This window comes from Cellulophaga baltica 18, assembly GCF_000468615.2.
Classification (GTDB): Bacteria; Bacteroidota; Bacteroidia; order Flavobacteriales; family Flavobacteriaceae; genus Cellulophaga; species Cellulophaga baltica.
On record NZ_CP009976.1, the window covers coordinates 3,907,487 to 3,928,991 of the forward strand.

The 21,505-nt window shown below is 34.8% G+C and carries 22 protein-coding genes; 8 read left to right on the forward strand and 14 right to left on the reverse strand.

Annotated features, from left to right (window positions below):
• Positions 1 to 142: 142 nt before the first annotated feature.
• Together M666_RS16800 and M666_RS16805 are read right to left on the reverse strand one after the other, a co-directional pair.
• A complete protein-coding gene (locus M666_RS16800) occupies positions 143 to 2,653 on the reverse strand; it encodes a TonB-dependent receptor (protein ID WP_029445239.1) in 2,511 nt (836 codons plus the stop codon).
• 83 nt (positions 2,654 to 2,736) lie between these two features.
• A complete protein-coding gene (locus M666_RS16805; protein WP_029445238.1) occupies positions 2,737 to 3,558 on the reverse strand; it encodes a helix-turn-helix domain-containing protein in 822 nt (273 codons plus the stop codon).
• A gap of 208 nt (positions 3,559 to 3,766) precedes the next feature.
• Here M666_RS16805 and M666_RS16810 point away from each other — a divergent pair, with 208 nt between their 5' ends.
• Genes M666_RS16810 through M666_RS16830 form a run of 5 tightly spaced genes read left to right on the forward strand, consistent with a single transcriptional unit; the run spans position 3,767 to position 8,031 of the window.
• Positions 3,767 to 4,345 carry a TetR/AcrR family transcriptional regulator gene (locus M666_RS16810; protein ID WP_024481159.1) on the forward strand — a complete coding sequence of 193 codons (579 nt, stop codon included), beginning with the start codon at positions 3,767 to 3,769 and terminating at the stop codon, positions 4,343 to 4,345.
• 35 nt (positions 4,346 to 4,380) lie between these two features.
• Complete coding sequence (locus M666_RS16815; protein ID WP_024481160.1) at positions 4,381 to 5,013, forward strand: NAD(P)H-dependent oxidoreductase; 633 nt, start codon at positions 4,381 to 4,383, stop codon at positions 5,011 to 5,013.
• Between the two features lie 10 nt (positions 5,014 to 5,023).
• On the forward strand, positions 5,024 to 6,022 hold the full coding sequence (locus M666_RS16820) for an NADP-dependent oxidoreductase (protein ID WP_024481161.1): 999 nt from the start codon (positions 5,024 to 5,026) through the stop codon (positions 6,020 to 6,022).
• A gap of 32 nt (positions 6,023 to 6,054) precedes the next feature.
• Positions 6,055 to 7,215 (forward strand): iron-containing alcohol dehydrogenase, encoded by a 1,161-nt coding sequence (locus M666_RS16825; RefSeq protein ID WP_029445237.1) that lies wholly within the window; start codon positions 6,055 to 6,057, stop codon positions 7,213 to 7,215.
• A 9-nt stretch (positions 7,216 to 7,224) separates the two neighbouring features.
• Positions 7,225 to 8,031 carry a type 1 glutamine amidotransferase domain-containing protein gene (locus M666_RS16830; RefSeq protein ID WP_029445236.1) on the forward strand — a complete coding sequence of 269 codons (807 nt, stop codon included), beginning with the start codon at positions 7,225 to 7,227 and terminating at the stop codon, positions 8,029 to 8,031.
• 94 nt (positions 8,032 to 8,125) lie between these two features.
• On the opposite strand, the gene M666_RS16835 is transcribed toward M666_RS16830, so the two are convergent.
• Positions 8,126 to 9,235, reverse strand: coding sequence for an alkene reductase (locus M666_RS16835; protein WP_029445235.1), 1,110 nt, complete (start codon positions 9,233 to 9,235; stop codon positions 8,126 to 8,128).
• A gap of 106 nt (positions 9,236 to 9,341) precedes the next feature.
• On the opposite strand from M666_RS16835, the gene M666_RS16840 reads away from it, so the two are divergent.
• The gene (locus tag M666_RS16840; RefSeq protein WP_029445234.1) at positions 9,342 to 9,920 is read left to right on the forward strand and encodes a pseudouridine synthase; all 579 of its coding nucleotides are present in this window, start codon (positions 9,342 to 9,344) and stop codon (positions 9,918 to 9,920) included.
• A 3-nt stretch (positions 9,921 to 9,923) separates the two neighbouring features.
• Here M666_RS16840 and M666_RS16845 read toward each other — a convergent pair whose 3' ends face one another.
• The 9 genes from M666_RS16845 to M666_RS16885 form a co-directional block, all read right to left on the reverse strand.
• A complete protein-coding gene (locus M666_RS16845; RefSeq protein ID WP_029445233.1) occupies positions 9,924 to 10,616 on the reverse strand; it encodes a 3-keto-disaccharide hydrolase in 693 nt (230 codons plus the stop codon).
• Positions 10,617 to 10,638: 22 nt separating this feature from the next.
• Positions 10,639 to 11,586 (reverse strand): EamA family transporter, encoded by a 948-nt coding sequence (locus M666_RS16850; protein ID WP_024481167.1) that lies wholly within the window; start codon positions 11,584 to 11,586, stop codon positions 10,639 to 10,641.
• 208 nt (positions 11,587 to 11,794) lie between these two features.
• Entirely contained in the window at positions 11,795 to 12,244 is a 450-nt protein-coding gene (locus tag M666_RS16855; RefSeq protein WP_024481168.1) for a KTSC domain-containing protein, read from the reverse strand.
• Between the two features lie 410 nt (positions 12,245 to 12,654).
• The gene (locus M666_RS16860) at positions 12,655 to 13,512 is read right to left on the reverse strand and encodes a DUF4382 domain-containing protein (RefSeq protein WP_029445232.1); all 858 of its coding nucleotides are present in this window, start codon (positions 13,510 to 13,512) and stop codon (positions 12,655 to 12,657) included.
• Positions 13,513 to 13,762: 250 nt separating this feature from the next.
• Positions 13,763 to 14,191, reverse strand: coding sequence for an FKBP-type peptidyl-prolyl cis-trans isomerase (locus M666_RS16865; RefSeq protein ID WP_024481170.1), 429 nt, complete (start codon positions 14,189 to 14,191; stop codon positions 13,763 to 13,765).
• 206 nt (positions 14,192 to 14,397) lie between these two features.
• Positions 14,398 to 15,069: an SCO family protein gene (locus tag M666_RS16870; protein WP_029445231.1), complete on the reverse strand. Its 672-nt coding sequence runs from the start codon at positions 15,067 to 15,069 to the stop codon at positions 14,398 to 14,400.
• A gap of 4 nt (positions 15,070 to 15,073) precedes the next feature.
• Positions 15,074 to 15,712: a toxin-antitoxin system YwqK family antitoxin gene (locus tag M666_RS16875; protein ID WP_029445230.1), complete on the reverse strand. Its 639-nt coding sequence runs from the start codon at positions 15,710 to 15,712 to the stop codon at positions 15,074 to 15,076.
• Positions 15,713 to 15,732: 20 nt separating this feature from the next.
• Positions 15,733 to 16,506: a YHYH protein gene (locus M666_RS16880; RefSeq protein WP_029445229.1), complete on the reverse strand. Its 774-nt coding sequence runs from the start codon at positions 16,504 to 16,506 to the stop codon at positions 15,733 to 15,735.
• Between the two features lie 31 nt (positions 16,507 to 16,537).
• Entirely contained in the window at positions 16,538 to 16,813 is a 276-nt protein-coding gene (locus M666_RS16885) for a CREC-EF hand family protein (RefSeq protein ID WP_029445228.1), read from the reverse strand.
• Between the two features lie 190 nt (positions 16,814 to 17,003).
• Between M666_RS16885 and M666_RS16890 the strand changes: the two genes are divergently transcribed.
• Positions 17,004 to 18,035: a sensor histidine kinase gene (locus M666_RS16890; protein WP_029445227.1), complete on the forward strand. Its 1,032-nt coding sequence runs from the start codon at positions 17,004 to 17,006 to the stop codon at positions 18,033 to 18,035.
• Complete coding sequence (locus M666_RS16895; protein ID WP_029445226.1) at positions 18,035 to 18,718, forward strand: LytR/AlgR family response regulator transcription factor; 684 nt, start codon at positions 18,035 to 18,037, stop codon at positions 18,716 to 18,718. The genes M666_RS16890 and M666_RS16895 overlap by 1 nt, the downstream gene beginning before the upstream one ends.
• Positions 18,719 to 18,794: 76 nt before the next feature.
• Here the strand turns inward: M666_RS16895 and M666_RS16900 are convergent, their stop codons facing one another.
• Both M666_RS16900 and lpxD read right to left on the reverse strand, forming a co-directional pair.
• The gene (locus M666_RS16900) at positions 18,795 to 20,348 is read right to left on the reverse strand and encodes a DEAD/DEAH box helicase (RefSeq protein ID WP_029445225.1); all 1,554 of its coding nucleotides are present in this window, start codon (positions 20,346 to 20,348) and stop codon (positions 18,795 to 18,797) included.
• A 123-nt stretch (positions 20,349 to 20,471) separates the two neighbouring features.
• The gene (gene lpxD / locus M666_RS16905; protein WP_025615476.1) at positions 20,472 to 21,467 is read right to left on the reverse strand and encodes a UDP-3-O-(3-hydroxymyristoyl)glucosamine N-acyltransferase; all 996 of its coding nucleotides are present in this window, start codon (positions 21,465 to 21,467) and stop codon (positions 20,472 to 20,474) included.
• Positions 21,468 to 21,505 lie beyond the last annotated feature (38 nt).

Below are 21,505 nucleotides of genomic sequence, written 5' to 3' on the forward strand. Positions count from 1 at the left end.
CTATTGATTTTATTTTTAGTCGAGAAGAATTCAATTCCTTAACGAAAAAGGTAATTTCCTAAAGTTAAAACTATTTTTTAAACCTAAACACTACAGCTATGCTAACTAATGATTAATTTTATTATTTAAAATGAAATCTTCCCTAAAACTCCTTTTCTCCGAATTCACTTTTTATAAACTTAGATTTGTTTTTAGCTCCATTAAAAGTATATGATAGATTTAACGACACCATATCTACCTCATACCTATAATTAGTGGTGGTGTAAAACTCTCCTGGCTTGAATGTGGTAATCCGCTGTTCGTTTGATTTTAATAAGCCCATATCCATATTTTGCCATTGCACTACAGCGTTGAGTTTGCCTTGTAGAAAAGATTTTTTTAAGGCTAAATTAGGGGTGTAAAATTCGGAATCTTCTCCTTGAGCCGTATTGGTTTGTGACATGTAATTGAAGGTAAATTGCAAAGAAGCGTTTTCCCAAAAAGAATAGGTAGCGTTTAAGTTCATTGAAAATATAGTAGCCTCCGTAGCCACCACATAATCTCTCGTAATACCATCTCGATGCTCAAAAGTAAACAGACCATCAATGGCATAGCTATAAACATTTGCTCCTAAATAAGTAGACCATTTTTTTGTAGGTTGCAGCTGCGCTCCTATTTCTAAACCAAAGGCGTTACTCTTACCTACATTAGAATACACCCTATTTAAAACACTATCTAAAACAGCTCCATTAGATTGGTAAGCTAAAGTGTTCACCCTATTTATTACATTATTCACATGTCTATAATATGCGGTTGCATTAAGGGTAGTATTACCATCAAATTTCTTAACATACCCCAATTCTAACAAGTCTATAAATTCTGGTTTTAACTGATTATCTCCCTGTTCAAAAACTTCAGAATGTTCGCGCTCTGCAAAGCTATTCATTTTTAAAGTCGTGGTTCGTTCTACACGCTTACTATACGCTGTTTTTACATTAGAATCCTCAGACAAAGCATACTGTATAGATGCAGAAGGAAATAATTTTACGAAATCTAAGGTATAGGTTTCTTTTGGGGCTGCTGTCTTCAAATCTTCTGAATACTTCCTATTCATAGCCTCTAAACGAGTACCCCCAGCATAATCCCATTTACCTTTTGTTCCTGTAAGCTGCGCATATCCGGAGTGGAGCGTTCTTTGCAAACTAATAACACTAGAAAATTCAGGTACCAATACACCGTCACGTTCGTAAACAAATTCTCCCGTATGGTCTAAATCTCTGTATTGATACCCTGTTTCTATAACCCCTAAAGAAAAGGGTTTCCACTGATAATCAATGGTTGCTCGGTATCCCTTTAATGGATTATCATTAGTATTGTATTCTTGCTGATACAACACACTGCGGTCTATACTTCCTAAATTTTCATTAACCGTAGGGCCACCAAGGAATGTATATTCATATAATAAGGAAGCAGAAAATTTAGATTTATTGGAGAATACATGCGAATAATCAAAACTACCAAGGGCAAAATCGCCCTTACGTGTTCTCAAATTATGATTGAAATATTGAAACGTATATATTCTATCCTCACTACCTATGGGCGTTACTGCATTATTATCATAATACTCGATATCTGCTAAACGATCTACCGTATGTTTCCCTGCGTAAAATCCTACACTATAACTGTCTGACGTGTTAGGCGTAAAATCTACGTTGAAGCGCCCATTATAACTAATATCATCAAAACTACGTTCCCCGTCTGAAGGTAAAAACGTTTGTTTGTTTTCTACTTGGTTGATGATAAAAACAGCACCTTCTCTCCTACCTGTTTTATCATTGCGCTGGTAACTAGCACCTGCAGAAATATTCCAATGATCGGTACGTTTATTCAAAGTAGCATCAATTCCGTAACGTTGTACCGCTTCTTGCGAATCATAATCTTGAATAGAAGGAAAACCTCCCCGAAGATTCATTTGGGTAAACACGCCGTTCATAGCACCCTTTTTTGTAATAATATTTATAATTCCCCCCTTACCTTCTGGATCGTACTTTGCGGAAGGCGCCGTAATTAATTCTACCGATTCTAATGCGTTAGCTGGCAGTTGTGCCAAGATAGCCGTGGCATCACCTTGGGTAGGCTTACCATTGATAAGAACGGCAAAACCTTTGCTACCGCGAATACTAATTTCGCCAAGACCATCTACAGCAACCGAAGGAATATTTTTAATCATAGTAATAGCATTCCCCCCTTGACTATTTTGAAATTTCTTAGGGTCAAACACCTGACGATCTATTTTATGAATAACGGTGGCTCTTTCTCCTTGGATAACTACTTCGTTTAACTGATTTCCTAGGATTAAGCCTATAGTCCCTATTTCATGAGATAAGCTATTTTTAGTAAGGGTAATATGTTCCACTTTTCGAGTAGCATAGCCCATAAATGAAAGCGCTACATAATAAGGACCCGGTTTTACCTCTTTAATTTCAAAAAACCCTTCTTGTGAGGTTATCACACCCGTTATTAAAATACTATCTTTTTGAGTAAATAGTGCAGCTGTAGCGTATTCCAATGGTTCATTGGTATTTGCATCTACTATGGTGCCTGTAATTTGTGCCGTTACACTTTGCGCTAGCAGAATGAAATATACGCACCATACTTTAATTAGTAGCTTCATGAAGTGGTTTTGGTTATTTATAGAACGCTACAAATCTAGAGGCATGTTTGCCTATTTTGTGGTGTATTTGAATAAGAAATGGTTTATACTTCTAAAACTGCTTTTTTGCGGTATTGTAGCGGTGTCAAGGATACATACCTTTTAAAATATTTTGTAAAATGAGAGGTATCTTTAAACGACAAGTCATAAGCAATGGCATTAATAGATTTGTTCGTATATATTAATTGTCTTTTTATTTCTTTAATCATATGAACAGCAATAACATCTGAGGCCGTCTTACCAAATGCTTTCTGTGATACCACATTAAGATTTTGAGCACTGGTATGTAGTAAACCCGCATAATAGGACACGCTATTTACCAATTTTTCTGACAATAAATTTAAAAATAAGATCGATTTATCGGTTGTTTCAACATGTGAAGCATCGGCGTAACTTACCATCTTAGCAAGTATCGCTTTTAAGCCGCCTTCAATAACCTGTTGCAGCACATTTTTTTGATTCATTTCCCAGGTTAAAGCAGAAAATAATGCAAATAAGGAGTAATCATTTTCGTCTGCCTGTATACATTGTGAGCTTGTTAATTGTAGTAATTGCTTAGCTATGGTATCATCTAAGCTATGTGCTAAAAACGATTCTTTTATCAATATAACATAACCAACGGGTTCCGTGGTGATTTCCCAGTGGTGGACTTCTTCTTTTTTAATGAAAAAAATAGCATGTGGCGTAATTTCAAATTTCTCAAAATCTAAATAATGAGCTCCAGAACCTTTTATAAAGTAGACAATCTCTAAATACTTATCATGTTTATGCGGGCTGGTATAGCGCTTCTGAATATCAAAAGGAACAATTTTTATACTTTCTGTGCTAGAGATCTTATTGTATTTTCTAATTTCTTTTTCGTTCATTTTTCTATCGATATCTCACTATAAACAACTTACAACCTGCAACTTGCATACTACTTTAACACAAGCTCGCACTCTATTTTCTAGCACTAAATATACCATGGATATTCTTTATAAATGTATTTTTTACACTTAATTAATTGTTAAAGATTCTTAAAAAAGAATGAACGTTCATTTTTTAATCATACCTTTGTACCAGAATAATACGATTATGGCAAAACTTCAAAAAAGTAAAGACAAAAGAGAAGCGCTAGTAAAAGCAACTATCTGCTTGGTAAACAACGATGGTTTCCACGCTGCTCCTATGTCTAAAATTGCCAAAATGGCAAACGTATCTCCCGCAACCATTTACTTGTTTTTTGAAAGCAAACAAGATTTAGTGAATAAGGTGTACCTAGAGGTCAAAACCGCTTTTTCTGCATATGCTTTTGAAACTTTTACAACGAACATGGAAGTAGAAGCAGGATTTGAGTTAATATGGAACCGCATAGCCGACTTTAAATTAAAAGATCCTGATGAGGCCATGTTTTTAGCGCAATGCGATAATACCCCAATGATAGACGAACCAAGCAGACAAGAAGGGATTAAGCATTTGCAGCCACTCTTAGACCTTTGGCACCGAGGAAAAGAAGAAGGTGTTATAAAACCTATTTCTGATTACCTATTGTATGCCTACAGCATCAATCCGCTATCTTTTTTAATGTTAGCACAACACCGTGGGGAATGCTCTATAAATGAACAAACAATTACGGAAGCGTACCAAGCGGCTTGGGACAGCATCAAATTATAAAAAATTAAATACTAAAACCTAAATTAAATATACAGATGGAATTACTTGATAAATTGAAGTGGAGATACGCAGCAAAAGCAATGAATGGTAAGAAAGTACCGCAAGAAAAATTAGATAGAATTATAGAAGCGGCGCGCCTTGCTCCTACCTCTAGCGGCTTGCAACCTTTTGAAATTTATGTAATTAAAAATCAAGAAGTAAAAGAAAAAATTAGACCGGTGGCTTGGAACCAATCTGTAATCACAGACTGTTCTGATTTATTAGTATTTGCTGCATGGGATACCTACACCGCAGAACGTATCAATTATATGTTTGATTTAACAAACAAAATAAGGGGTTTTGAAAATGAAGGTTGGGAAAACTACCGTCAAATGTTGTTAAGCTCTTACCCTCAGAAAGATGCGGAAGAAAACTTTAACCATGCGGCCAAGCAGGCTTACATTGCTTTTTCTCAAGCTATCACTGCTGCTGCTTTTGAAGGCGTAGATGCTACACCTATTGAAGGATTTGATCCTGCTGCAGTAGATGAAATTTTAGGATTAAGAGAAAAAGGATTACGTAGTGCTGTATTATTACCGATAGGATATAGAGATGAATCTAATGATTGGTTAGTAAATCTAGTTAAAGTACGTAAGAGTACTGAAGATTTAGTAACGGTAATCGAATAAAAAAAATAAGATGAATAAGACGATATTATTAAAACAAAGACCCGTTGGCAAACCAACAGCCTCTGAATTTGAATTTACACAGAGTGATGAAGAATTGGTCATCAACGACGGAGAGCTACTTTTAGAAACAAGTTATGTTTCCGTAGATCCTTATTTAAGAGGGCGCATGAGTGATGCTAAATCGTATGTACCTCCATTTGAAGTAGGTAAACCTATAAGTTCAGGGATTGTAGCAAAAGTAATTGCATCTAAGCACTCCACTTTTCAAGTAGGAGATTACCTTTCAGGAATGCTAGAATGGAAGACGCAACAAGTGTCTAATGGAGAAGGCTTAACTAAAGTAAATAAAGACTTAGCTCCTTTAAGTGCCTATTTAGGTATTTTAGGAATGACGGGCTTAACAGCGTTTTTGGGATTACAGGAAATAGGAAAACCAAAAGCAGGAGAAACTATTGTAATTTCTGGAGCTGCAGGTGCTGTAGGGAGCGTAGTTGGCCAAATTGCTAAGATTTTAGGCTTACATGTAATTGGTATTGCAGGTTCTGATGAGAAAATTGAAATGCTTACTTCAGACTTTGGTTTTGATGCCGGAATCAATTATAACGAAACTAAAGATATGAATGCGGCTATTAAAGCAGCAGCTCCAAACGGAGTAGATATCTACTTCGACAATGTTGGCGGTCCTATTTCAGATGCGGTACTATTTAATATTAACAGATTTGCCCGAATGATTATTTGTGGAGCCATCTCTGTATATAACAGTACTGAGGTTCCTACAGGAGTAAGTGTTCAACCTTTTTTAGTAAAGAACAGTGCTTTAATGCAAGGTTTTATTGTTTCTAATTATGCGGACAAATTTCCAGAAGCTATGAAACAATTATCAATATGGTTATCGGAAGGGAAATTAACATATACAGAAACTGTAGTAGAAGGTTTTGATAACATTCCTAGTGCCTTTCTTGACTTATTTGATGGGAAAAATAAAGGGAAAATGATTGTGAAGATCTAAGTAAAGAGAAAAAGAAAATTAAAGAATAAGCTATGAATAATTTTGAATATAAAAATCCTACCAAAATAATTTTTGGAAAGGATACCATCGGAAAATTAACAAACGAAATTCCTGCTGATGCTAAAGTGCTTATGCTTTTTGGTGGCGGAAGTATTAAAAAGAATGGTGTTTACGAGCAAGTAAAAACTGCCTTGGCTAAAACTGATCTTATTGAATTTGGGGGTATTCCTGCAAATCCAGAGTATGCGGTGTTAATGGATGCTTTGAAAGTGATAAAAGAGGAGAAAATTACCTACTTATTAGCCGTAGGTGGCGGCTCTGTAATTGACGGAACTAAATTTTTATCGGCAGCTGCGGAATATGAAGGAGCAGAACCATGGGAAATGCTAAAGAACAAAGAGCGCCCAACCAAAGGAATGCCTTTTGGAACTGTTCTTACCTTACCTGCTACAGGTTCTGAGATGAATTCTGGACTTGTGATTACAAGAGAGGAAACTAAAGAGAAATTAGCTATGGGCGGACCAGCACTATTCCCTACCTTCTCTATCTTAGATCCATTAGTAATTACATCTATTCCTGAACGCCAATTGGTAAACGGGGTTACGGATGCTTTTACACATGTTCTAGAACAATATATGACTTACCCTGCTGGCGGTTTATTACAAGATAGATTTGCAGAAAGTATTTTACAAACCTTAATTGAAGTAGGTCCAAAAATAATTAAAGATCCTACGGATTACGAAGCTGGCGCTAACTTTATGTGGAGTTGTACCATGGCTTTAAATGGTTTAATTCAACAAGGAGTTCCTGGAGATTGGGCAGTTCATATGATGGGGCACGAATTAACGGCTTTATTTGGTATTGATCATGCTAGAACCTTAGCCGTAGTTGCACCAAGTCATTACAAATACAATTTTGAAGCTAAAAAAGAAAAATTAGCGCAGTATGCAGAACGTGTTTGGAATGTTACGGAAGGAAGTATTGACGATAAAGCTTATGCCGGAATCGAGAAAACAGAAGCCTTTTTCCACCAATTGGGAATTAAAACAAAATTATCTGAATACACTGATAAATTTGAAGGTACTGCCGAAGAAATTTCTAAACGTTTTACAGATCGTGGTTGGTTAGGATTAGGAGAGCGCCAAGCGTTAACCCCTCAGGACGCGGAGAAAATTGTAAAAATGGCTTATTAATCGCTTTTAATGAATTACATAAAATCTGCAGTACTCGTACTGAGTATTCTTACAGGTGCTGCCTGTAAGAATGAAACAAAACAAACTGCTGAAGAGAATTCACAAGTAACAATAACAACTAAAAAAGAAGAAAAAATGAAAATATTATTTGTATTAACATCTCACGATAAATTAGGAGATACAGGGAAAAAAACAGGATTTTGGGTAGAAGAATTTGCCAATCCATATTATACCTTATTAGATAAAGGTGCAGAAATTACAATTGCTACACCAAATGGAGGTGCAGCACCTATAGATCCTAGCAGTGATAGCCCAGATGCGGCTACCGCAGATACAGATCGTTTTAATGATGATGCTGAAGCTAAAGAAAGAATAGCAAATACTAAAAAGTTATCAGATATGAATCCAGATGATTTCGATGCTGTTTTCTATCCAGGTGGTCATGGACCGCTATGGGATTTAGCTAATGACGAAGCTTCTATTGCACTTATTGAAACCTTCAATAAACAAAAGAAACCAATTGCTTTTGTATGTCATGCACCAGCCGCTTTAAAAAGTGTTAAGGATGTAGATGGTAAAACACCATTGGTAAAAGGTAAAAAAGTAACTGGCTTTACTAATAGCGAAGAAGCTGCTGTAGGTTTAACCGATGTTGTACCTTTCTTAGTAGAAGATATGTTGAGTGAAAATGGCGGAATCTATTCTAAAATAGAAGATTGGGGAGCTTATGCTATTCAGGATGGTAATTTAATTACTGGACAGAACCCTGCTTCTTCAGAAAAAGTAGCTGAAAAATTATTGGAAGCTTTAAAATAAGAGAAGCTTTAAAATAAGAGAAGCTTTACGTTCATAAAAAAACCTGCAGATTTAAAATCTGCAGGTTTTTTTATGCTTTCATCTCTTTGTTAAATTACACCTTAACATGCGTTGTTTTCACGGGATAATCTAAATATCCTTCTTTCCCTGGGGTATAGAACGTATCACTATCCCAATCTGTTAATCCTACGCTATATATAAAGCGATCTACTAAATCTGGATTAGAAATAAATGGTTTTCCATAAGCTACTAAATCTGCATTTCCTGCTTCAAGAACAGCATTACCTGTTTCATACGTAAAACCTGAATTAATCATTAAAGTACCATCATATAATGGTCTAAAATGTCTTGCTATTTCAGTAACGGCAAACGGAATTTCTGAAACATCTGTAAAAGGTTCTGATAAATGGATATAGGCTAAATCATACTCGTCATTCAACTTCTTAATAATATATTCAAAAGTAGGAATGGTTTCTTCATCCATTGTAATACCAAACATTCCATGTAAGGAAGGGTTAAATCTTGCGCCAACTTTTTCCTGAGGAATTACCGACTTTATAGCGTCTAATACTTCAAAGAAAAAACGTGCTCTATTCTCTATAGACCCTCCATATTCATCGGTCCTTACATTAGATGTTCCATTAAAAAACTGGTGGAACAGGTATCCATTTGAAGAATGAATTTCTACGCCATCAAAACCAGCATCAATAGCATTCTTAGCGGCATTTTTAAAATCTGCAATGGTAGTTTGTATATCTTCTTTGGTCATCGCCTTTGGCGTAACCGTATCTTTAAAACCCGTTGGTGTATAAGACTGGGCATTCGGATTAATAGCAGATGGCGCTAACGGCAATGCTCCATCATGAAAATCAGGATGCGAAATTCGCCCTACATGCCATAATTGGATATAGATTTTACCGTCTTCATCATGTACTTTCTTAACAACCTTTTTCCATCCTTCTACCTGTGCTTCCGTAAAAATACCGGGAGTATTTACATACCCTACGGCATCTTGGGAAACCTGAGAACCTTCTGTGATTATTAATCCTGCAGATGCCCGTTGTGCATAATATTCTCCTTGTAATTCTTCTGTGGCTACATTACCCTCATTTGCTGCTCTAGAACGGGTCATAGGAGCCATAACAATTTTGTTTTTCAGTATGATATCTTTTAATTGATAGGCTTCAAATATTTTATCTTTCATAGTATTTTATTTTTAGCTAAAATTACGAAATATGAGAAAAATTAGTAACGCATTTAGCATATTCTTGTGACGCTAAACCTCTTTAATTGTATCTTTCTTGCTTCAAATGAAAAAACACCTTCACTATAAAATTTACAAGCCTTTTGGCATGCTGAGTCAGTTTATCTCAAATGATGAAAAGGAAGCACGTAAAAAGCATTTCTTAGGAGAATTATATGATTTTCCTGAAGGAATTATGCCTGTTGGGCGTTTAGACGAAAAATCTGAAGGATTGTTATTACTGACTACCGACGGAAAATTAAGCGATACCATAAATCAATCTGGCATTGAAAAAGAATATTATGCGCAATTGGATGGTGAAATACCCCATGAAGATATTCTGCAACTAGAACGAGGTGTCCTTATCGGGCTTTCAGGAAAAAAATACATTACCAAACCCTGTCGTGTAAAAGCGCTTCTTGATGCTCCACTCCTAGCCGATCCAGATAAAAAATTACGTATTGGCACGCATCGCCCCAATTCATGGATTAGTATTACCCTTACTGAGGGTAAATTTAGGCAAGTACGTAAAATGACGGCAGCTGTTGGCTTTCCAACCTTACGATTGATTCGAGTTAGAATTGGTACACAAATTTTAGAAGAGCTAGAACCTGGCACTGTTGTGCAAATAGATGCCCTTTTGTAAGTATTATTTGCTAAGCCTAGAAATAGGAGTTAAATCTAGCGTCTTAAACGCTACTTCTGCACCTTCCGCCTGAATGGCAATCTGACCGCTAGTTTCATCGGCATTATAGCCATAGTTTACAAAATCGCCATTCACCCAAACTTTAATTTTATCTTGGAAACACTCAATTACCATCGTGTTCCATTCTCCTAAAGCGTGTTCTGAACCCTCCGTCAAATTCTTAATTCTTCGCGCTTTTCCTTCTACAACGCCCCACTCTTCTTTTGGTCCTCTGCGGCTTATCATATTATCTGTAGTGATATCCATTTGAATACACCAAAAATCGCCCGCATTTTCATGTTCCATCTGCACTTCCATAGATTTAGGAAACATAGCATATAATGCTCTGGGTGTTGATGCATGAACTAGAATTCCGCAATTCCCAGCTTCCTTTGTAAATCGATATTCCACAGTTAACCTATAATTCTTATACGTCTTATTCGTAATAAGATGCCCTCTAGGTGCTCCGAGACTCACTAAAATTCCATCTCTTACTACAAAAGAATTTGGCGCATTAAGAATTGAATCTTTTGCAGGAACATCTGTATGCCAACCAGACAAATCTTTACCATTAAATAAGGGCGTTACCGGTGTTGAGCACGCATTAAAAACCAAAATAAACAACAGAACATTAAGAAGATATTTGATGGCTAACATACGTATTCTGTTTAGGGTTTCTCTATTTGATTGCTTCTGATTTATTCTTTAATTTTCCTTTAAATCTAGAAAACATCACCAATTTTTTCTTCGTATTTATGAAATATACTCCCGTGAGCAAAACTGCAGCTGCAACAATAGATTGCTTCGTGATATTTTCATCCAATATGTACCACCCCAAAAGTAAGGCTATTACAGGATTTACGTAACTAGAAGTCGACACCTTTTCTGGAGATACCGTTTTTAATAAGTAATTGAAAGCAGAAAAAGCAACGATACTCCCAAAAATAATGAGTAAGCCCATAGACCATTGAACGGGTCCGCTCCAACTGCTAGGCCAGGTCCAGTTTTCTCCCAAAACTAAACTCGTTATTCCTAAAGTAACCCCTGCGGTAACCATTTGGTATGCCGTATTCACCAAGTAACTTTGAGGTAAATTTGCTTTAGACACAAATAAACTTCCTGTAGACCACCCTAATACACAAAAAAATATAATTATCATTCCTAGTAGAGAATCTTCTTGCTGCACTATTTGTTTCTGACTTACCAATAGATAGATCCCGATAATTCCTAAAAAAACACCTACAATAGACATAGGTTGAATTTTTTTGCCATCTACGATACGCATTAATAGTAATACTATAAGTGGCATAGAGGCTACTTCTAAGGCTGCAAAACTGCTGTCTACATACTTCAACCCCCATACAAAAACACCATTTCCAAAGGTTAAAAATAGAAACCCCGCAATAGTGCTATTTCTAAATTGTCTTTTAGTAATCCGGATAGAGATACCCGATACCTTGCAGATACCAAAAATTAATAATCCAGCAGTGGTAAAACGAATTCCGGCAAGCATATAAGCCGGTAGTTCTGTCACGGCAATTTTATTCAGCAAATATGTGGAGCCCCAGATGACATAAATAGCAAAAAATGCTAAAATAATTAATACGGTATTTGAAGACTTTGCCATACTGTTATCGTCACTTTTAAATTCTATACAAGATTAAGAATAAGTTTCTAAAAATATAGCGATTAGTTCATTTAGTTCTGCTCGACTGATGCTTTTAAACAGCTCTTACATGAAGTAGATTTGAATGTTTGGATAGAATTTTAAAATTTAGACAAAAAAAAACCTTGCAATTAAATTACAAGGTTTTTCTATTGGGTTCTAAAATGATTTATGCTTCTTGCAAATTCTTTTTAGATTTTCTGTATAAATAGCTATTAAATATGCTTCTTTTAGCAAAACGATATTGCTTTGGAGAGTTAATTAACTTCACGTAGATATTCTTAGGTACTCCAAAATACTCGTAAGTAGAACCGTCTAAAAAGGTAATTTCTAACAATAAACCTTTGTGTTGAAAATCTAAGATTCCAGACTCGTTTGTTAATTTAGTATACTCCTCTAAATTAGCAGCTTTAGTTTCTGGAGCTATACTTACTAAAAAATGGTATCCATCAATAATTTGTCTACTTTTTAGTTCAGCTTCTTCTTTTTGCACATCGCCTTCAAGAAATTTATCTGGGTGCCATTGCTTTACTAAACCACGGTATGTATTCTTTAATCCTTTTAAATCAATCTCATTTTCAATAGAAAACAATTTCTTATACTCGTTGATGCGTTTCATTCTCTTAACTTTTTCAAAATCAGGCGCGAAACTACATTAATTAATTGGTTTTATGCCTATTTATTATGCTGATAATTTTCATAATTAATTTTCATAGACTTAAAATAGTTTGATTCTCTTGTAACCAACGGTTTATCGAAAAATTTGACGGTGGAACTAATTAAATTCTGGTTTCTTAAATAAATGCCAATATTAGCAGTATAAACCCATAAACACAACCCTATGAGAAAATCTATACTCTTATTCTTAGTGCTATTAGTAGTCATTTCAATAGCCGCTTAATTACTATTATCCCGCAATTATATTTAATATTTAAAAATTGTAATTCTATACTCAAAGAATTCCAAACTAAACCAAAAAAAGACCAGTCACATGACTGGTCTTTTTGAATTATTATTTTTCTTAAAAAACTATTCTTCTAGGGATAAAACTATGTCTTGAGTCGTATTATTTGAGGCTACTATAGCGATACCTTCCTTACGTTCTGATGTATAGCCCTCTAACGCTACCAACAAATCATAAAAACCTTCTTGTAAGCCCATAATAACAAAACTACCATCAATGTCTGAAAATGTAGTTGTATTAATAGTATCTGCTACAATTACAGAAACTTGAGCTCCCTCTAAACCTACAGAAATATTATCTTCGGTGGTTGTTACGAAACCTTTTAAGGTACCCGCTGTAGCTAAATTAGAAGCTTTAATTACTGGTTTAAAATTAAAACCTGACAAATTATTTCTACCTCCTTTAGCTACAAAAGATTTACTCACGTCAAAATCTAAAAGTAAATCAGAAGAAAGTCCGCCTTGAACTACAAGCCCCGGTTGTATAAAAACTTTAATCCCTGTTTGTTCTCCACTAGGCACGTTTAAATCATAGACTGTACCATCATTTAAAATTACATTAACTCCTTTTACATATACTCTAACCAAATCATAAGTACCTGCAGGAACCTCTAAATTAACTAAATTCTCTGTAATTCCATTTGTAAGCTCCAGAAGGTTTATTGGCACTTCTTCTTCAGATAGTGTTATGAATGAATTACCATCTGCTGATACCGAATCTGTTTCAACAGCACCTTTGTAACGAGCGTCTATTTTAAAAATAGTCACATTTGCCTCAGCAACCATATCATAAAGGAACGGAGCATCTGTAAGCTGTATGGAAAGTGTACCTGTACTACCATTAGCGGTATCATTATTATCTGAGCAACCAAATAACAAAAAGACCATTGATAATATTGATGTAAAGACTAGTTTTAACTTCATTGTACTAGATTTTTTAATTAAACTTTTGTGATTATATACTACTATAACAACTGACGGGTAGAATATCCTGATTTTTTAATTGTTTTTTTAGTACTTATATTACCATCAACTTCATTTAAAAATTTTCAATAAAAAAACCGACACCTTAATAGTGTCGGTTTCTATAATAAAAACATTTCCGCAAGAACTTTCTGTTTTGTATACTCATATACGACCAAAGTTCTTCAATGGATTTTTTGTTTCAAAAAAATTATCCAATAGCAACAACTTCTAGCTCAAAAGTAAGCTCTTGTCCTGCTAAAGGGTGGTTTGCATCAATGATGATTGCATCTTCTTTTACATCTACAACGCGCAATTGACGCTCTGTACCGTCTGCATTCTTAGCCATAAGCCCCATACCAATCTCTGGTTTGATATCTTCTGGTAAATCTGCTCTAGGAACACTTTGAAATAATTCTTTATTTACCTCGCCATATGCTTCCGATGAAGGAATAACGATAGTTTTCTTTTCATTAACTGCCATATCAATTAAACCATTTTCAAAACCAGGAATCAAACTTTGCTGACCTAGTGTTACTTTTATTGGTTCTCTTTCTAAAGAGCTATCAAATATTTCTCCGTTGTTTAGTTTTCCAGTATAATGTACTTGAACCGTATCATTCTCCTTAACTTTACTCATAGTTTTGTGATATTTGTAAATTTCAACTTTAATTAAGTGCAAACTTATGGCTTGTAAAATGGTTCAAAGAAAATATTAGCATTTTTTATAAAAACTTAACGTTTTAAGCCCTTTTAAAGCAATAAAATGGATGAAAAAAATAAATTTCTCATCCATTTACTAAATAAATCTCTAATTTTCGAATTTTAAGCGGGTACCGCAAACGCTTATCCTTCTTTTTCTAATGCTTGTACATCTACAACTAATTGTGCCATAGACGCCCGGTTGAGTCCGTTGTAAATACCTCTGATATGTTTATTTTTATCAATCAATAAAAAATTCTCAGAGTGTAAAAAATCATTAATATCTTTTGGGATTCCCAAATCATTTTCTACAAAATATTCATTTCTCCCCAAATTGTAAATCTCCGTTTTGTCTCCAGTTACTAAATGCCATTTGTTAGATATAACTCCAAACCTTTTGGCATACTTTGCCAACTCCTCTACCGTATCTATGGTAGGCGTTACAGAGTGTGATAAAAACAAAATGTTAGGATCATTCTTAAATTTTTCTTGAAGTGCTACCATACTATTGGTCATTTGCGGACAAATACCCGGACAACTCGTAAAGAAAAAGTCCGTAATATAAATTTTATTATCAAAATTTTGTTGGGTAAGCGTATCTCCTAATTGATTAACAAGTTTAAAATCTGGAATTTTATGAAATGCTTTTTCCTCCGGCGTATTTGGTGTAATCCAATGGGGTGTAAAAGAAGCTTCCTTATAAAAAGGCAAGCTTTCTACCCTACTGGTCTCCACGACAACAACATCCTCTTTCTTGTTAGTCTCTTTACAACTTAGACCTATTGCTAGAAATAAAACAACTATATATTTTATCATAGATTTATCTTTTTACAACATCATTTCTTACCACCACTTCATCTTCTAATTGATAACATAAGTTAGCACGCTTTAAGCCAAAAACACGTCCGTTTTTTGCCTCATAATTCACGTATAAGGTGCCGTTTTTTAACCATGCCTGTTGCATGCCATTTTCTTTCCCTTTTACTAATTGACGCAATTTCGCTAATTGACCGCTATCATACCAATACTGCTGCTCTCCTTCTAAAACACCATTTTTATAAGTAGATTTCTCAGCTAGTGCACCATTCTCCCACCAGGTTTTATAGGTGCCTACTAATTTATTTTTCTCATAATTTACTTGCCAACGCAGTACTCCATTTTCAGACCATCTTTTCGCTACTCCTTCTCTTTTACCGTTAATAAATCCGATTTTTTCCTTTAAGGTTCCATCAGAGTAATATTTAACAGCGTATCCATTAAACGGATTCTGATTATAAAACCAAACTCCTTTTAATTGATCTAGAATCAAGTTTTTATTTAACACTGTTAAATTATTTACCACCTTCGGGGTTTCCATTTCATTGGTGTTGTTTACCACAGCACGTGCATTATCTTCCGAAGGACTCTCTTTACATTGCACTATAAAAAGGAGAAAGAATAGTGAAAAAAATAATTTCATAATAGATGGTTTAAACGCTATTAATATCCTTGGTAAGGACCTGCAAAAGCTATATAAGATCCGGTGTTAGAATATAGTTCGTTGATAATATGATAATGATATTCTTCTGCCCCATCTGTATATTGTGTTGTACTGGTATGCCCACCAGAGGCATCTAAATCTGTTGGATAAGTCCCTGTAGCATCACACTGTCTTCCATAAAGAAAAACACCGTCTAAAAGCACACCGACTAAATTAGAATCATCATTTGTAAATGCTTTAGGCTCTAAATGATAATGATACACTCCAGGTCCAATATGTGCTCCCGTCCAATCTAGACTACCTGCCGCCTGATCTAAAGCACCTGCTCCTTCTTGATCGTTAAATATAGAAGCACCGCTCACTGCAATGCCAATAGTATTTAATTCTGTATCTACAGTACTTCCTGATAAATCTGGTGTTGCATCAACAGTGATCGTAGTTGCATTATTATTACTAGACATAATACTTGGCGTAACCTGAACATCTGGTTCATCTAAATAAAGATCGTTACCCTCTCCCCAATATACGGTTTCATGATCTGGTAATCCTGTAGTTTCTATAACTACATTTGAGCCGTCTAAATAAATAGTTGTTGCTTCACTATTAAAGGCTGCGTAAGCAGCGTGTAATTCTGTTACTGTTTCTTCCTCTATTTCTTCAGACGCATCATCATCACTTGAACTATCGCTACTACAGGCCGTAAACGCAAATAATAAGCTTAAAACTCCTGTAACTGCAGGTGCATACGTAAATATTAAATTCTTTTTTCTCATGGTATTGTTTTAAAATTAGTACTAGTTGGGTTTAGTTTCGCTTAGGACGTTCTGGTCTTGGAGCATTTTTCATTTCTTCCTCCGTAATGAAACCATCTTCATCTGTATCTACCGCATCAAAATTATCTTTAAGAGGTCCTTTTATTTCATCTTTAGAAAGCTTACCATCCTCATTCTTATCCATTTTTTCAAGAAGCTCTGAAAAAGTGGGCGGCTTTTTTCCTTTTTCCTTCTCTTGTGCATTACCACAAGAAAACATTAATAAGAATACCCCCATTACACCTAATTGAATTACTTTATTTTTCATGTTTTTAATTTTTATTGCATTAATATCTATTTCAAATTTCAGAAAAAGAAGCATGTGAAATTTCATGAATCAACTAACAAAGCGTAATAATCTGTTAAACACCATTCCTAATCAGTAAATGAATATTTACAGAAAGTAATCGCCCTCAAAAACCATAATCCTCTAAATTTATTTTACTTTTATTTGCGGTATGAAAGCAACAAAAAGATTTATATTCCAGTCCTTATTATGGATAATTATATGGTTAGTACTGTGGATTACCCAAAGTTTTGATTTCGGTTTTTTTAGAGAAAACCTACTTTCTTTAATCTTTCAAATCCTCTTATTAGCGGGCCTAATCTATTTTGCAGCCCCAAAATTATTGTTCAAAAAGAAATACTTGTTATTCATGCTCTTTGGGCTTGCTGCAATAGTTTTAGGGAGCTATATAAGTTCTTCGCTTTTTTCATTGCCGCCACCGCGCATGCCACCACGAATGCCAGGAGCAGAAAATTTAATTAATCGAGTGCCTAGAGGTGGCGCTCCTTCAAAATTTTTAATTCACTTTTTACTCTTGGCCGTTTCTGCTGTATTAGGCACCTTTTTAGAGACCCTTTTTTATGCCCAAAAAAAAGAAGAAGAAACTATAAAAAACAATAATGAACGATTAGCAACAGAGCTTAAACTACTTAAGTCTCAGATCAATCCTCATTTTTTATTCAATACTTTGAATAATATTTATGCGTTATCGGCTATAAGTGCTACAAAAACACAAGAATCTATTAGCTATTTAGCCAATATGTTACGCTATGTACTTTATGATTGCGAACAGGCTTTTGTACCTTTAACAAAAGAAATATCATACATAGAAAACTATATTAAATTATTTACAACAAAGAGCAGTAAGAAATACCCAATTACCACTACCTATGAAATAGGTTCTAAAGGAATTTTGATTGCCCCCATGCTTGTAATTCCTTTTGTAGAGAATGCGTTTAAACACAGTAATATAGAAAAAGTTACGGGTACTTTTTTAAATATAAAAGTAATCAGTAAAATCGATGAAATTTATTTTGAGGTTGAAAATAGTAAATCTGAACTTGTAGAAAACAAAGATAAAGTTGGCGGTATAGGTCTAGAGAATGTTAAAAAAAGATTAGCTATTTTGTATCCTAATAAACACGAACTTACCATTGAAAATCTACCAGAGCGTTTTAAAGTAAGTTTAAAATTAAATTTATAATGAGTAAAATTAAATGTCTCGTCATAGATGATGAAGAATTAGCCAGAGCTTTAATCATAAAGTACATTTCAGATACCCCAAATTTAGAGCTAATCGGTGAATATGAAAACGCTCTGGAAGCCTTACCATTAATAAAGAATTCTTCTATAGATCTAATTTTTTTAGACATACAAATGCCCGCTATAAATGGAACCGATTTTGCCAAAATTATTGGTGTAGATACTAATATTATTTTCACCACGGCTTATACGGAATATGCTTTAGAGGGGTATGAACTAAATGTGGTAGATTATCTTTTAAAACCTATCACTTTTAATCGTTTTTTAACCGCCGTTAATAAAGTAAAAAGTAAAACTACACCCGTTGCAAGCATTGAAGACAGTATTACCGTAAAATCTGGCTATGATCTTTATAAGTTAAAGTATGCAGATATCTTGTATATAAAAAGTGATAGTGAGTACGTTACCTTTTACACGGAAAGTAAAAAAATAATGAGTTTGCAATCTTTAAAAGCCTTGCAAAAACAAATTCCAACGTCGCATTTTATGCGCGTTCACCGATCATATATAATCAATAAAACCAAGGTAACTTCTTTGAAAGGAAGAGATCTTTTTATAAATGAGACCTTAATTCCGATTAGTGATAGTTATTACGATCAAGTAAAATTAGAATTATTTCAATAGAATACGAATACCTGTTAATGCAAAAAAGCACTAGTTATAAGATATAACTAGTGCTTTTTTTATGTTTATATTTTTTCTATTCTTCTGGTGGAAATCCGTTGATCTCCTCAAAAACTTCATCAAAATTTTGACGTAAGTACGAATTTAGTTTAAGCTTATAATCATCCTTCAACCATTTCAGGAAATTAAAGGTACTACGGCTTATACATTTTGCATAACTCTGAATTCTATAATCAATATCCTCATCTAGCAATTTAGCTAAACCTAAGGCATCATAGACATCTTCGCTATTTTCTATGCAAATTCTACCATGCTGTTCTATAGAGCGCTCGAGTACCACTTTAGAAGATTCTCCTTTATAGGTAGCATCCGTATATACTTCTTTAATATCAAAATATACTTCTTCTGACTTTGCGAATTGTGCCCGAATTTCTTCGGCCATCTCATGCCTAAAGTTACTTTCTATATCTTCATCATTCTGAAGACGCTCCATGTAGAAATTAGGAGACTTGAAAATCATTTGCCAATCTAAATCTGCTCCCCAAGGACCAAATCTATGGTAGTTATTCCCTAAATCTATTACTTTAAAAGAAGATTTGTTATTAAGGATACGTGATCCACGACCAATCATCTGGTAGTACAACGTAAGAGATTTTGTTGCTCTATTTAGAATAATAGTATCTATCGTAGGTTCATCAAAACCCGTGGTTAAAATACTTACAGAAGAAAGAATAGCATCTGGAGTTTCTTTAAACCATTTTAAAATTTGCTTACGCTGTTTTTTTGTCGCCGTATTATCTAAATGCATTACAGGTAAACCCGCTGCTTTAAAGGTATAATAAATCTGAATAGACGTATTAATACCATTATTAAAGATTAGTGCTTTTTTCCCTTTAGAATGTTTTAAATACGCTTGCAAAGTTTTATCCAACATTGCAGGACTGGTATAGAGATCTTCCGATGATTTAACCGTATAATCTCCATTTGAACCCACCTCAAGAGAGGTTAACCCCATATCATACTGATATACTTCAGCACGTGCTAAAAATTCATTCTCAATTAAAGATTGAATTGACTCCCCTGTGATCAACTCATCATAATTATCTTTCATCGGAAGTTCTTTACTAGAACTTAACGGGGTTGCCGTTACTCCTAGAACAAAAGAATTTTCGAAAAATTTAAATAACTTGGTGAATGAATTGTAATGCGCTTCATCAATAATAACTAAACCAATATCCGAAATATCTAATTTACCATCATTTAAACGATTGTTTAAGGTCTCTACCATTGCTACAAAGCAAATATATTGATCTTGATCGTCTAAGTTAGCCTTACTATTTACCACTTTATTAGGTACACCAAAATTAGTAAGCATAGTAGATGTTTGATTACACAGCTCTACACGGTGCGTCATCACTAATACCTTCTTCTTATGGTTTTTCAAATACTGCCGAACCATTTCGGAGAAAATAACGGTTTTCCCTCCACCTGTAGGCAATTGATACAGCAAGTGATAATTATCTGCCGCGGTATCAAATTTTTCAAAGATTTTGTTGATCGCTCCCTGCTGGTAGCTATACAGTTCTTTATCTGATTTTTTTTCTTGCAATCCTGTTGCTGTCTCCGTCATAAATATCCTTTTCTAGGGGGAGCACAAAATTAAAGCCTTTAAGAGGGCTTTACAAATTATTGCTGAAAAACAATTGAGTTTTTTGATTAAAAGTAAGCTTAACTAGATGAAAGTTTTACAAAATTAAGCGCCTTTCCCTAATTTACGTAATGCTACCCATTGTTTGAGCATATCACGTGAATCACAAGCAGGATATCCTAGTACCGTTTTTCCGGCTTGAACATCACCCATAACTCCAGACCCAGCTCCTACCGTTACACCAGAATGCAAGGTAGTATGGTCTTTTATAGAAGCACTACCTCCAATAATGACACCATCACCTAAAGTAACAGAACCGGCTAAACCACTATGACCCGCCATAATACAAGAACGCCCTAAGACAGAGTTGTGTCCTATTTGTACGAGATTATCAATTTTAGTACCATCACCAATGATGGTAGAACTGAATTTTCCACGGTCTACACAAGAGTTAGCACCTATTTCTACGCCATTACCAATTACCACATTTCCTATCTGAGGAATTTTAACCAGTCCTCTACCATCCGGACTAGGTCTAAAACCAAAACCGTCTGCTCCAATGCTTACATTCGTATGGAAAATACATTGGTGGCCTATTTGCGTACGCTCTCTAATTACCGTACCAGACCAAATAACGCATGCCATTCCTATAACACTATCATCCATGACCGTTACATTCGGGTAAATAACCGTACCATCACCAATACTTACATTTTTTCCGATATAAACATTAGCCCCTATTTGCACATTTTTTCCAAGGATAGCTGTAGCATGTACCACGGCACTAGGGTGAATTTCTTCTTCGAGTATTGGGTTTCCTGGATTGAAAAATTCCAGAATTTGAGCCATGGCCAGATCAGCACACTTTACTTTTATAAGTGCTCTATTGTCTCCAGGCTGGAGTTCTATTTTTTCATCGATAACCGCAACAGAAGCCTTTGACAAAGGCCAAAGCTTAGCGTATTTTCGATTTCCGATAAAACTGATGTTATGTTTTGTTGCTTTTTCTAATTGCTCGGGAGCAGTAATTTCATTTGAAGTATTCCCTAAAATAACTCCGTTGATAACAGCATTAATATCTGCTATTGTGAATGATTTCATTAAGTATAATAAGATTGGTTGGAGCTAAATATAGGGAT